The sequence below is a fragment of the Piscirickettsia litoralis genome (assembly GCF_001720395.1).
Classification (GTDB): domain Bacteria; phylum Pseudomonadota; class Gammaproteobacteria; order Piscirickettsiales; family Piscirickettsiaceae; genus Piscirickettsia; species Piscirickettsia litoralis.
Window position 1 is genome coordinate 252,635 of record NZ_MDTU01000002.1, and the last position, 12,090, is coordinate 264,724.

The following is a 12,090-nucleotide window of genomic DNA, read 5'->3' on the forward strand; positions in this document are numbered from 1 at the left end:
GCTGGTTTTATGCCATTAATTTATGAAAAAGGCACATCAAATGCTTGTTTTTTTCAGTACACAATCTTTGAAGTATATTGATGAATTTGAAGACCCTTTTGATTCCCAAAACTCACAGATGGTTGCTAACCTCTCATATACGTATGCAATCTGTCGAGTTGCTCATTATGTTCGAACAATGATGAGAATGGATATTGGTCTTACGGCGGGAGCTGATTATATTCAGCAAAAACTGCATGGTTGGATTAGTAATTATGTAACATTAATTGCTAACCCTGATGATTTGACTGCTTCATATTTTCCATTTAAGAAAGCCGAAATTAATGTGGAAAAAATTGAAGGTAAAGCAGGATGGTATAACTGTAGTATTGTTGTTTTACCACACATTCAGTTTGAGGGTTTAAATGTCGAACTGAAAATTGATACTCGACTAGAAGCTTAAGTAAGGAGCTTAATATGACGACACCTTGGAAAATTGAAAATGATTGCTTGGTTGCATCTTTTGATTATGATGCTGCATTGACATCTGCAGCCAGTAAAGAAAGAGTTCAAGAGGAGAATAGGTTATTTTTTAAAGTTACAATTAATGGTGACAGCCCATCTAAGACTATACCTGTATATGATGGTGGTTCTACAGAAGCAGTACAAACAGATTTTATTGTAACATACCATAAGATACCTGTTGCTAGTAAAAAAACTCATGATGTAGAAATACATGGAATATTCCATAGAGATGTGTATAAACAGCTTAAAGGTCTTGATGCGAAAACTAATACTGTTGTTTTTAGCTTTAGTGAGCCTAATAAGCAACAGTCCTGTAAGGCTTTTGATGCGGTAACAGAGTCTAACCCATGGTTTACTGCTTTTAAACCAAGTGACCCTATTGTTATACGCGTATCAAAAGATATGCTTGAAATACCTGATATTGTAGATGAAAGTCAGCTTTATACGGAAATTTTCATTACTGGCAATCATATGATTGGTTATAAAAATGATTATGCTTTACAGCAAATTGATCAATTAAATATTGCACGTAGTGTTAATTACGGCTGATTAATATGTTAAGACCAAAGTGGTATAATGATCAATGTTTATATCCTGAGCATTTTGAATACTTTAGTGACTATTTGATGGCTCAGCAAAGCTTTGGGAATGCCTGTAATGGCATTCCCAACTATGGGATATTAAATATATGTTGGTCTGAAGCTGAGATGCAGATGGGTATATTGAATATCAGTAAGCTAAGCTTATTAACCCATCAAGGTGAATATATTGATATTGAAAAAAACTGCTACGATTAATGCTTTTGATATAAATAATATCGATAAAGAAAGAGTTAGTATCTACATTAATATCCTTAATGGTGAGGATGTCCTTCATGAAACAGAAAATGGAAAGATAGTTTTACTTAAAGAAAAAATCAATTTAACAAGTGAGATTGTGAAAAATTCTAAATTTGTTATGAAACTATTTGACATTGATCGAAAAGTTGATGGAAGTTCTGTTGTGAATACTAGTTTTATAGCGCCTTCTTTATCTATCGCTACTCAGTGTTTTAACAAAGTCATTGAAACAACAATAAATATTACCAAAGAGTTAAAAATATATTCAAAAAAGAAATCACTTGACGCTTCCCCTTCTTATCGAAGTGTGATAAATCTTCTTATTCATGATATTAAATTTTTGTTGGTTAATTCAAAAAATCTAGTGCAGTGTCATCCAGTATATTTATTTCAGAGTCTTTCAAAAGTTTATGCCCTTATTGCAGATGTGGATAGTTTAAATTCAGAGCTGCTTTGCTATAGTCATGATAATTTTGCAATTGCATTTAATAGAATTAAAGACCTTATTTGTGCCGAATTAGCACACAAACTTAATAAATTTTCCCATATTGACTATTATATTGATAATAATGTGATATACACAAAATCAATGAGTATTAATGATGACTCTGAAATTGTTATTATTTTGAAGGGGGAATATATTAATCAAGTAAAAGTATGTGCGCCCTCTAGAATAAATACAATACTTTCTATGTCACTTGCAGGTGCGATTTTAATAGAAAATGAAAAGTATAAAGGCGTTTTTAATGAAAGAAAAGGCTATAAAGCAATGCTGCTTCAAAAAAGTTATGATTTAGAATGTATAAAAAATGAACAAGCACTCTGCTTATTAAATTACAAACTTAATAGTGAAGATGATTTAGCAATCATAAAAGTTTAAGGATATATAGTATGGACTTTGGAATTAGTGCTGTTTTAGCTCCATTAAAACCACTTTTAGCTGCAGGTGGTCAAAGTTTTGTTGATGCGCTTTTGAATGCGAATCCTGATATTAGTGAGGAAGAGCTTAGAGAAAAGCTGAAAAGTAGTACTGCAGGTGTTAGAAAATACCCTGTTATTAGGATTAAATTGTCTCAAGGCATCGGCGTAAAATTTTGGAAAATGTATGAAGACTTTTTTAATGACTCTGTATTGAAAATTGCAAAAAAGGCAGGGCTTAATGTCAATGAAATCGAAGTTATAGACCCCCGAGTAAAGTTTTCAGTCAGTGCTAAGCGTAAAGAGGAGCTTGACAAAGAAAAAGGAATGATGTCTAAGCTTGGTGATCGCCTTTCAAATATAGCGACTAACTCACGATATGCATATACTAACCTTTACCCTCCAGAGTTTTATAAATTAAACATAATAACAGAACTTCAGTTAGATTATGCTTCTGAATTTTTTGGATACTGCATCTGCTGAAGCTATAACAGCGGCATTAGTAAAGATAAAGTCCTATATGTCTCATTGTAAAGAGTTAAAAGGCTTGGATTTAATGGAAGATGTTATTACTATATCCAATCAGGATACGGTAATAATGGCTGTATTAGCGAGGCATTTATATAATATACTAACAAAGCAAGTTTATATTTGCAAAGATAATGCATATAGTTACACTAATAGTATGTATGTTCCATCTGTTTACTTTTTAATTGAAGATTTTACGAAATTTTTAATGAAGGTTAACCTGATGTTTAGAAAGGAGTTTGATAGTACAATAACATCAAAAATGCATAACTTGATGTCAGGTACTAAAACAAATAGAGAGTCATCTAAAACGTATAGGGGATTTTTTAGAAAATTTACAAGTAAAATTTTAGGAAAAGATAATAGAGATATTGATTTAAGTAATAAAAGGGAAGTAGAGACAGTTGTTAAAGGGCTGAATAATGCTGGATATGCAGATATACTTGTTGATGTTGTTACAAATAAAAATTACCGTTGATAAACTGAAAAAAGATTCTGTGAATGATCTACTTGAGAGCAAAGCAAAACATTCAGATATGAAGTCTATCGTTGATGTTGCTAATAATATTAATGCATTAACTAATGAGGGTGGCGTTAGTGGAGGAGCCTCTTCTGCCAAACTTAAATTTGGATTAACTCTTGAATCAGTTATGCGTGATTTAATTAGATCTAAAGATGGGAATTTTTAAAAAGGTTCCTTTATTTGCTCTTTCAAATTCTGTCAAAAAAATAGATGTAAGGCCATTATTTACTGGAACATTAGCATTAGTTTCATCAATGATTTTTTCTAAAGATGATGACGCTTCAACATCAGAGTTCTACGATACATACTTGATTGAGAAAATGCAAAGCTTTAAATCTTCATTAGACTCAACAATTGATAAAAGAATATTAGAGATGAAAAATAAAGCCAAGGATGATCAGGCTGTTGTGCAAGTAAATGAAGTATGGGATGCAGAGTTAGATCGACTTACCGAATCATTTGTACAAGATATATTGACATCAGATATGAATGAACAATGTTCGCGCTTTGAAGACCGTTTTCCAGCAGAGGCTGCATTTGTTAATTTTATGCTTAGACCAAGGAATCTGTCAGATAAAGCTCTGCATACTTCAATATCACATAGGGCTTCATTGTTATTAATGGTTGTTGCAATTACAAGGAAATATGCTCGTTATGATTTTGAAAAAAGATAGTAATAAATTTTCTAAAAAAGATCAATTTAAAGCTTTAGCTAAAGATAAGGGGAAAGACACGGGAGTAAATGATGGATTGGTTGGAGATCGCAAGCATGTTAATGGAATAATAAAGTCATCAGAAAATATTGCTTCGGCTTTAGATAGTAGTGATGATGAGGGGATAATTTGCAGATTTAACCAAAAAATTGATTCTGATGCATTGGAAAATGATGTTATTGAGCTTAATAAAAGCATTAAAGATGCTGATAAAAAAACCAGTGACTATAGGAGAAAATCCGGATTAATTGAGTATGTCACAGCTAAAAAAGAAGATTTTGATAATCAACATGTGGCAAAAGCTATTAAAGATCAAGAGTTCGCTATGGTCATAAGTGCAATTAATTATGCTAGATCTGATTGCTATATAGGCTCCGTTGTTCCAATGTTAAGGATGTATTCAGCAGTATTAGTGGGTAGTTTTGAGCAGTTGATTTTATTGCATGCTTCACGCAGTTACCTGTTAAATATAATTAAAATATCTGGTGACTATATAATATCAAGAGGTAAGTTTCCAGAGAAAATTACTAATTATTTAAAAGAAATAAGGTTGGTTGTTGATGGAGTTAGGTCTGTTTTATATGATCTTAAAAAAAGTATCTGAATATAGTAATTTAAGAGGGGGGGTCTTCTAGATATTTTAATATTATGTCACCTCTGTATGACAAAATTACAAATATGCTGTCCCTTTACCTTAATTTTGGTCGAGATTTAGATTATGCACAAGCTACTGTAGAGTCAGCTACAAAAAATAATGTCAGGGGATAAAGCAGGTAATACTCCAAGCGCTGAAGTTGAAAGGAACATGAAAGCTTTTATGCTTACTAGCAATATGACTAACTTGGTTAAAGACAGTAGTAAAATAAAGTCACTTAACCAGATTGTTATGTCACCAACAGATGTTGATCATGTTGCAATTGAAGATGATGTTTACACGCACCTTACTCAATCTCAAAAAGAGAAAATAAAACTAGAAATCAAAAAAATGACAAAAGAGTATTATTCTGATTTCTACAATACAGTGCATAATATGTTAATTTTTTTACAAGCATCTGGGTTGATATTTTTAGACCTATCACGAGAGAATAAGGTTACTACATCAAAAGGTGACATTGATATCAAAAAAATTAAGCATTGGAAGTGATCAGCTATTATCAGACACTATATCTATTATGTTATTTGATAGCTATTACTCATCCCTAGAGGGAGTTATTGCATGTTTAACTCGAAATATATTCTTGAATGAGAAGATCTGGATTAATAAGTATTTCGATGATTTTAAGAGTCCTGCTCATTTTTTTTAGGTTTAACAACTCGTGCTATTATCGAAAGTGCTGCAGATAGGCTTTCAATGGCTGTGGATGCCCCATTTAGAAATTCCGGAAGTTTAGTTGATTTTACAAAAAATATTTTATCTAAATCACAACAATCACTATTACCTATTTACTTAACTGGTAAATTATGTGGGTACAATAATTTCGTTAAAACTAAAAATGGGAATCTATCGAACGACTTTGTTCTGCTAGTTGAAGCACATAAGAGCCTATTTGAAAATATCATAGGACTGGCTTCCATTTTAGGTTTTGCATATTGCGAAAATGAGATAGAGAAATCATTAAAATTTATTAATATACAGAGATATGATCAACAACATCACTATGTAAGGATTTCTAAAATTGAAGATCTTGATGATGATGCAAGTGATAAAGCTTTTGTTATGGCGAAAAATAAAGAAGTGCCTTTCAAGGTGGCATATACATTTAAAGGTATAAGTGCAAGTTCAATTTCTCCTGAGGAAAGAAATAAGCTGTTGAATAGTTACTCCTATGTTTTATTGCCAAACTTATATAATGCTCTTAATGCCAAAGCTAGGTTTACACCTAAAGGCAAAAAGAATGTGGAGAATCTTAGTCTTGATGAAATTTTTAAGAAAGGTCATTTAACACCAAAAACTAAGCTAACTGGTAATGCGAAATTTTATAAAGTATATAATAAGATAGATTTTTTGGGGGAGATTGAAGACTTAATGTCGCTTGATAATAAGGAAAATAGACTTAAAAAATCTCAAGAAATATTGAAGAAGTTGCAGGGAATGTCAACTGTAGGGTTCAGGCCACATACTTCTAATTCTAGTGATGAACTAGTACAAATTTTAGAAGAATATGAAGATTGTTGTTTGGCTATTGAAAACTATTTTAGTAATAAAACTATGACATTTAGAGGGGCAGCATCTAGTTTTTTATTCAAAAAAGATTTTGATAAAAAGAATGCAAAAGGTGGTTTTTATTCAATAAATGATCTCGCTAATAATGCTAAATATACCCCAGAAAAAAATATAAACCCTTTCTCTTCTGCTACAAATATATATTACGATTTTTATTTGAATTTAGAGAATTATAAAGAAGGTTTTGTTAAAGGTAAAAGCTAATTTTTTGAGATCATTAAGCATCTCAGATCATGAGCGTGTTAAGGCGTGTTTGGTGTAGGTGATAATGAATAACGCTATAAAAGAATTAATTTATGACTTCAAGTATCACCAAGCACTTGAGATGATAAATGATGAAATTGACGGAAATTCTTTAAATCTTGAGCTGCTTTCTTATTCTGTAGTTTGCAGTTATATTGTTAAAGAGTTACTTTCTCAAGAGATAAATAGTCTTTCTATCTTTATCAAGAGTGATGACTTCGATATTAGCAAGAATAAAAAAAATACGAAGTCATTGGCTTGGATGTTTAATCAGCTTATTGATAGCATTGATGAAAAAGGGCTTATTTTAAAGGAGCCGATTGATGAAGTTTTGTTGCAACTAGAAAACTTTAAAAAGAGCTTGCCAAAATCAATTGATATTGATAGTTATGTCAATAAATTCAATGGTTATCTGCTTAAAGCTAAGCGTGACATAACCGCTGATGAAGTTGTTCAGCAGCAAGAGTCTAAAGAGAAAAATCCTGAGAAATCATTAGTATTTGATGATAAGTTGTCTCCTAAATTGGCACGTTTATTTAAAAAAATTGAGTTGTGTATGGAGCTGTCTAATCAAGGTCGTATATTTGAATCTTCTTTATTTTATAAGGACATTCAAGAAAAATTAAAAAATTTTGACCCTGTTCTTTATTTTCCTGAAGTATTCATTCCTTTTTATCGAAATTTATCGAAGCACTATGTAAAAATGCAAAATTTCATTGATAACAGTCAGGATACTTTAGAATGGCATATTGCAGAGCAAATGTATAAATCAAGTCCTGAGGCGCTTGTTTCAGGAGGTCAGATATATCAAGAAGATAACTTTAATAACACGCATGAGATGTCAAATTTCATTCGTGAAAATCGGTCGATTCTACCCAAACTAGGAGTTATCGATGAAGAAGGCTTTTCTCGGATAACCCTGCAAACTGATAATGAAAAAATTGAGAAAGAGATGCCTGAAGAGGAACAAGAAAATAGAATGGAGACAGATGATTTTAGCAGACATGCAGAGAGTTTTGCTGAAGATGCTGAGAAAGATAACGAAGAAAATAATGATTATGCTGAGGATGAGTTTGAATTTGACTTTGATTCTGACTCTGAGTTTGGTTAACTATGACATTTAATCCAGCTGACTTCAAAGAACTGCAGTCATCTTTATACGAGTCTAAGAGTAAGTTGCCTGATTTTTCTGATGCTCTTGAAAAAAGTAAACAAAAACTAGGTGAATCTATTTCCTTGCCGCAAGAAGTTCAACCTAAAAAGGTATTTGCAACTCCATTAGAGGCTTGTCAGTATCATGTGGCACAGGTAAAAGATGCGATTGCAATGGATAAGAATGCTATTTTTTTATCCGCTGATGATTTAAAAGGAAAAACTCAATCAGAAATTTTAAATTGTGCTAACGAGTCACAGCAAAAGCTGATTGATTATCATAAAATTGAAAATCGTTTCCCTCAAGTAGATCATCTGCAGCAACTCAAATCATCGCTTATTAATTTAAAAGATAAGCATCAAGTGCCTGGTGATATGAATAATATGGCTTTTGATCAATTGCAAGCAAGTGTTAATGGTATGACTCAGGCTCTGTCAATGGCCCAGGGAAACACACAAAACATATATAGTAAGGCCATGTCTTCAGAGTCTGCTATATCTGCTTTAAGCTCAGCTAGGGGAGTTAATTTACCGATAGGCCTTACTCCTGCTCTTTCTCAATTTGATACAATAGCAAGCGCACCTTCTCTACAAGAAAGAGCAGGGTTATATTTTGGTGATAGTGGAAGTAATGCGAATGATCTTAGATCCAGTGGATCAACAGCAGTACCACAAAATGGTGACGATTTTAGCGGGAAAACAGAACTTGAAAAAAGTGTGGCATTGTTTCTAGGTGATAGTGGAAGTGTTGCTAATGGTCTTAGATCCAGTGGATTAGCAGCAGTACCACAAAATGGTGATGACTTTAGTGGGAAAACAGAACTTGCAAAAAAATATGGCATTATTTCTAGGTGATAGTGGAAGTATTGCCAATGGTTTTAGATCCTCTGGATTAACAGCAGTACCACAAAATGGCGATGACTTTAGTGGGAAAACAGAACTTGAAAAAAGTGTAGCATTATTTCTAGGTGATAGTAGTGGGACTACTGACAACTCCCTATCTACAGATGCTTTCCCAATGAATCAGGAGGGTGATGATAGCAGCCATAAAGCTAATTTTGTTAAAAATACAGCAATGTTTTTAGGGGATAAAGGAAGTTCCGGCAGAGAGGCCGCTCAGGCTCAACTGAATCAGCATGTGGCTTCAGCACAACAAAGTTTGAAAGATATTGCTGAAAATCAAGGAGCTGTTATCAAAAAATAGTCAAAACTTATTAGCGATGCAGTCCTTTATTAATGAGTATGATGGGCAAACGCCATCTTTAGAGCAAATGAAGACGGATCAGCTTGCTAATTTAAGTGCGATAGTCGATGAACAGCATCGGCACTTTCTTGACCAGTATCAGAACTACAATCCTTATCCACAAGATAAAATTGATGAAGCGGTGAGCCAAATGGATGAAGAGAATCCATTTGTTAGTTTGGCAACAACGACGAATCAATTAGATGCACAAACTGAGGTTTGGAGCCAGTTTAGTCGCTGTAGTGATTTTTCTGCTGAAGATTTGATGGTGATGCAAAATAGCGCAGCAGTCTTGATGAATCTGAGTGAAAATGAGAAAGTGCAGCAAATGGGTTATAATTCGTTTGACACTGCTGCTGCTTCAGTTACCAATTGTCAAAGCATGCTTACCAACTATCAATCAAATGTGAAGGCAAACTATACAAATAAGCAAGATGCTCTTATGCAGCAAGCTCTGACGGCTTCAGCACAACTTACTAATTTACAAACTAGCCTTGCAGACCCAACGGCAATGATGTCTGGGAATGGTACGGGGCTATCTGACTTATCATCTTATGAGGATCAGTTTGCAGATTTAGCAGCAACACAGGCGACATTACAGGGGCAGCTTGATCAAATTATGGCAGACAATAATCTGCTTGAAGCTAGCCAGGCAATGAAAAACAATGTTGAAATGAGTGTCTGTGGTTTAGCTTTACCTCCTTTATTAGATATAGACTTTTCTCTACCAAGCTTTAGTTTGGGGTTGCCGAGTATTAACTTAATCATGCTTAAGGAAATAGGTAAGCTGATTGAGTCATTTTTGCCGTCACTTCCTGATATTTCTATGCCGTCACTTCCTGATATTTCTATGCCGTCACTTCCTGATATTTCTATGCCGTCACTCCCTGATATTTCTACGCCATCAGTGAATCTGAATTTTCTAAAAAATTATATTAAATACAATTAATGACATAAAAGATAGAGCTGAAGACTGGACAAAAGGTATTGTGGATGGGTTTATGGATGGGTGCTCAAGTTTATTTGATTTTTCTCTACCTAATTTAAGTGATAAGTTGAATTACTTATTGGATAAATTAAAAAAATTGTGGGATAAATTTTCATTGTGCTTAGGAGTTTCTCCGCTACTATCTTCCTTAATATCCGCAGTCAGCATCCTAGTGGGTATATTTCAAAAAAGCCCTTTCTATGGATAATATTATGGATGCATTGGACCAGTTAAAGAATATGTTGCCCGGTCTGTTAGGAGTAGGTTTCTTACCTGATATTTTAGGTCTTTACCATGATGCATTAGCAGGGCTATCAGTGTTAAATGATTATTATAATAAGGCAAAAAACTTTGCAATGGATCAATATTCTGATGCTCTGGAAACATTAAATTGGTTAACTAATAAGGCATTATCAGGATATCAATATATAATAAATAAAGCAAAAGGTTATTTTTCAGTTCCTTCATTTTTTAGTTTAAAAGATTTATGTGCTTATTTTTATCCATTAGATCAGATTATTAATGATATTAACGAAGCAATAGCTTGCCTAACTTCAAGTTTCTCATCGTTTTCTGCTGGTGCTGAAGCTGATCAAATTGGTGTAGCTTCAGGGGCACGTATTAAATGTGATAAAGGCTTGGCAGAGATGCCAATTAATATTATTCCTCTTGGGAAAAACTATGCGCCAGGCAAAGCCATGACGGTTATGTTAAATGTAATTCCTTATTTAAATATTCCAAGTTTTGGCGCATGTATGTCTTCATCAAACCCTCTGGCAACTGCTAACTTTGGTATTTTGCCTACGACGTGTATTCCGATTGTTACTCCTTTTTTTCCACCAGCAACATTAACAAAAGCAGTAAGTCTTCCTGTTGCGACTAGTCAAAGTCAATGCTATTGCATTTTTAGCATGATGAGTGCAACATTGACAATTGCCGACCCTGGACAAGATGAGATGAAAGTAACCTAATCATGGCTAGTAATATTATATCATCAGTGATTAGTGATAAAGAGGGCATCGAATTAAATGCACTCAAAGATGACAAAACAACCACACTCTCCCTCCAGTCAGAGCAGTCATTATTGACGGCAGCAGCGGATACGATTTTAGTGAAATCTCAAAAAAATGGAGTATTTTCAGTTGAGGAAAGTAAAATTAGTATAGATGAAAAATCAATACAAATTTCCGTAGGAGATGATAGCTATATTAGAATAGAAGATGGAAAAATAGAGCTTTCATGCAGTGGAAATATTATTGAGTTAGGTTCGACAATAAAGATCAATGGTGCAGATATTAAAGTTTCATCGCAAAAAAATGTGAATATTAGTGCCACGCAAGAAGTTGCTCTTAAAGCAATAACAGTGAGTGCCTCATAAAAGGTTGTTGTATGTCGTTTTTATTGGATCAAGATTTATCAGTCACTGTGACTTGCTATGATGACAAACTAAAAAAATGTAAAAGACTTTGTCGTAGGCAGTGCTTACATAGAGAGTTTATCTTATAAAAAAACACGCTATGGAGTTGTAGGAGAGTTTGTATTTTATGAGAGTCACACAGAAGATCAAGGGCAAGTTGATGTAGAATTACAGTATCTACGTAATGCATACCTTATAAAAATTGGAGCATATGCTAAAAATTCCGTTAATTTAAGCAAAGATAGTGAGGAAGAAGAGTACTCTTCTTATTACTATGGCTATAGCCAATTAGCTCCTAATCCATGTTATTCAGTTCGTTATCAAAGAAAAAATGGTGCCAATCAAACTGATTTGGTGAAAGTGATTACTATTGAGTTTAAAGATCCCTTGGCTATTCTTGCTCAATTCTCATGTTTTGATGTAATAACTGATGCTAGTTACCAAGATGTTTGGTCAAATTATTTTGATTTGCTTGATAAGGAAAAATTATTTATCGATTTTACTATAGACTCATCTGTTGATAGTTTGACTGAGAAGAAAAAATTAATCGTTGTAGCATGTAGTTATTATGATGATTTTAAGAAAATAACTTTCTATGATTATATGATTCACATCCTTAAACACTATCAACTAGAATTAATTTATGATGGTAATAAAACTTATACAGTGGCATTAAATGAGAGTTATAAAGACTACAATTTTAGTTTGATTGATTATTTTTCTATTGAAAAAATTAATTATTGTTCGTATGTGCCAGCATCTTATTCTTCACACTTATGCTTGCCATTTTTTAATGGA

18 protein-coding genes are annotated in these 12,090 nt (G+C 33.2%); all 18 read left to right on the forward strand.

The features are described from left to right. Positions 1-22: 22 nt before the first annotated feature. Positions 23-442, forward strand: a complete 420-nt coding sequence (locus BGC07_RS16165; RefSeq protein WP_069314095.1) for a type VI secretion system contractile sheath large subunit — start codon at positions 23-25, stop codon at positions 440-442. 14 nt (positions 443-456) lie between these two features. Further along, on the forward strand, positions 457-1,053 hold the full coding sequence (locus BGC07_RS16170; protein ID WP_069314096.1) for a hypothetical protein: 597 nt from the start codon (positions 457-459) through the stop codon (positions 1,051-1,053). Positions 1,054-1,058: 5 nt separating this feature from the next. Further along, positions 1,059-1,301, forward strand: a complete 243-nt coding sequence (locus tag BGC07_RS16175) for a hypothetical protein (protein ID WP_069314097.1) — start codon at positions 1,059-1,061, stop codon at positions 1,299-1,301. Then, the gene (locus BGC07_RS16180) at positions 1,279-2,223 is read left to right on the forward strand and encodes a hypothetical protein (RefSeq protein ID WP_139121799.1); all 945 of its coding nucleotides are present in this window, start codon (positions 1,279-1,281) and stop codon (positions 2,221-2,223) included. The genes BGC07_RS16175 and BGC07_RS16180 overlap by 23 nt, the downstream gene beginning before the upstream one ends. A gap of 11 nt (positions 2,224-2,234) precedes the next feature. Next, positions 2,235-2,744: a hypothetical protein gene (locus BGC07_RS16185; protein WP_069314099.1), complete on the forward strand. Its 510-nt coding sequence runs from the start codon at positions 2,235-2,237 to the stop codon at positions 2,742-2,744. Continuing rightward, positions 2,725-3,267 carry a hypothetical protein gene (locus BGC07_RS16190; RefSeq protein ID WP_139121800.1) on the forward strand — a complete coding sequence of 181 codons (543 nt, stop codon included), beginning with the start codon at positions 2,725-2,727 and terminating at the stop codon, positions 3,265-3,267. The genes BGC07_RS16185 and BGC07_RS16190 overlap by 20 nt, the downstream gene beginning before the upstream one ends. Next, a complete protein-coding gene (locus BGC07_RS16195; protein ID WP_069314101.1) occupies positions 3,239-3,478 on the forward strand; it encodes a hypothetical protein in 240 nt (79 codons plus the stop codon). The genes BGC07_RS16190 and BGC07_RS16195 overlap by 29 nt, the downstream gene beginning before the upstream one ends. Then, complete coding sequence (locus BGC07_RS16200; protein WP_069314102.1) at positions 3,465-3,986, forward strand: hypothetical protein; 522 nt, start codon at positions 3,465-3,467, stop codon at positions 3,984-3,986. The genes BGC07_RS16195 and BGC07_RS16200 overlap by 14 nt, the downstream gene beginning before the upstream one ends. Continuing rightward, the gene (locus tag BGC07_RS16205) at positions 3,967-4,629 is read left to right on the forward strand and encodes a hypothetical protein (protein WP_069314103.1); all 663 of its coding nucleotides are present in this window, start codon (positions 3,967-3,969) and stop codon (positions 4,627-4,629) included. The genes BGC07_RS16200 and BGC07_RS16205 overlap by 20 nt, the downstream gene beginning before the upstream one ends. 150 nt (positions 4,630-4,779) lie before the next feature. Beyond that, positions 4,780-5,169: a hypothetical protein gene (locus tag BGC07_RS16210; protein WP_069314104.1), complete on the forward strand. Its 390-nt coding sequence runs from the start codon at positions 4,780-4,782 to the stop codon at positions 5,167-5,169. Positions 5,170-5,376: 207 nt separating this feature from the next. Beyond that, positions 5,377-6,453 (forward strand): hypothetical protein, encoded by a 1,077-nt coding sequence (locus BGC07_RS16215; protein WP_069314105.1) that lies wholly within the window; start codon positions 5,377-5,379, stop codon positions 6,451-6,453. A 64-nt stretch (positions 6,454-6,517) separates the two neighbouring features. After that, positions 6,518-7,603: a type VI secretion system protein IglI family protein gene (locus tag BGC07_RS16220; RefSeq protein ID WP_069314106.1), complete on the forward strand. Its 1,086-nt coding sequence runs from the start codon at positions 6,518-6,520 to the stop codon at positions 7,601-7,603. Between the two features lie 2 nt (positions 7,604-7,605). Beyond that, entirely contained in the window at positions 7,606-8,499 is an 894-nt protein-coding gene (locus BGC07_RS16225; RefSeq protein ID WP_069314107.1) for a hypothetical protein, read from the forward strand. Further along, a complete protein-coding gene (locus tag BGC07_RS16230) occupies positions 8,468-8,848 on the forward strand; it encodes a hypothetical protein (protein WP_069314108.1) in 381 nt (126 codons plus the stop codon). The genes BGC07_RS16225 and BGC07_RS16230 overlap by 32 nt, the downstream gene beginning before the upstream one ends. Beyond that, positions 8,814-9,836: a hypothetical protein gene (locus tag BGC07_RS22770; RefSeq protein ID WP_069314109.1), complete on the forward strand. Its 1,023-nt coding sequence runs from the start codon at positions 8,814-8,816 to the stop codon at positions 9,834-9,836. Before BGC07_RS16230 ends, BGC07_RS22770 begins: the two co-directional genes overlap by 35 nt. A 251-nt stretch (positions 9,837-10,087) precedes the next feature. After that, positions 10,088-10,846 carry a PAAR-like protein gene (locus tag BGC07_RS22775; RefSeq protein ID WP_069314110.1) on the forward strand — a complete coding sequence of 253 codons (759 nt, stop codon included), beginning with the start codon at positions 10,088-10,090 and terminating at the stop codon, positions 10,844-10,846. A 2-nt stretch (positions 10,847-10,848) separates the two neighbouring features. Next, positions 10,849-11,253, forward strand: a complete 405-nt coding sequence (locus BGC07_RS16245; protein ID WP_069314111.1) for a hypothetical protein — start codon at positions 10,849-10,851, stop codon at positions 11,251-11,253. 393 nt (positions 11,254-11,646) lie between these two features. After that, on the forward strand, positions 11,647-12,090 hold a 444-nt coding region (locus BGC07_RS20910; protein ID WP_158006993.1), incomplete at its 3' end, for a hypothetical protein.

Bases quoted from the DNA above. Each gene is read 5' to 3' on its own strand.
- BGC07_RS16165 (WP_069314095.1), top strand. From the start codon at position 23: ATGAAAAAGGCACATCAAATGCTTGTTTTTTTCAGTACACAATCTTTG.
- BGC07_RS16170 (WP_069314096.1), top strand. From the start codon at position 457: ATGACGACACCTTGGAAAATTGAAAATGATTGCTTGGTTGCATCTTTT.
- BGC07_RS16175 (WP_069314097.1), top strand. From the start codon at position 1,059: ATGTTAAGACCAAAGTGGTATAATGATCAATGTTTATATCCTGAGCAT.
- BGC07_RS16185 (WP_069314099.1), top strand. From the start codon at position 2,235: ATGGACTTTGGAATTAGTGCTGTTTTAGCTCCATTAAAACCACTTTTA.
- BGC07_RS16195 (WP_069314101.1), top strand. From the start codon at position 3,239: ATGTTGTTACAAATAAAAATTACCGTTGATAAACTGAAAAAAGATTCT.
- BGC07_RS16200 (WP_069314102.1), top strand. From the start codon at position 3,465: ATGGGAATTTTTAAAAAGGTTCCTTTATTTGCTCTTTCAAATTCTGTC.
- BGC07_RS16205 (WP_069314103.1), top strand. From the start codon at position 3,967: ATGATTTTGAAAAAAGATAGTAATAAATTTTCTAAAAAAGATCAATTT.
- BGC07_RS16210 (WP_069314104.1), top strand. From the start codon at position 4,780: ATGTCAGGGGATAAAGCAGGTAATACTCCAAGCGCTGAAGTTGAAAGG.
- BGC07_RS16215 (WP_069314105.1), top strand. From the start codon at position 5,377: ATGGCTGTGGATGCCCCATTTAGAAATTCCGGAAGTTTAGTTGATTTT.
- BGC07_RS16220 (WP_069314106.1), top strand. From the start codon at position 6,518: ATGAATAACGCTATAAAAGAATTAATTTATGACTTCAAGTATCACCAA.
- BGC07_RS16225 (WP_069314107.1), top strand. From the start codon at position 7,606: ATGACATTTAATCCAGCTGACTTCAAAGAACTGCAGTCATCTTTATAC.
- BGC07_RS22775 (WP_069314110.1), top strand. From the start codon at position 10,088: ATGGATGCATTGGACCAGTTAAAGAATATGTTGCCCGGTCTGTTAGGA.
- BGC07_RS16245 (WP_069314111.1), top strand. From the start codon at position 10,849: ATGGCTAGTAATATTATATCATCAGTGATTAGTGATAAAGAGGGCATC.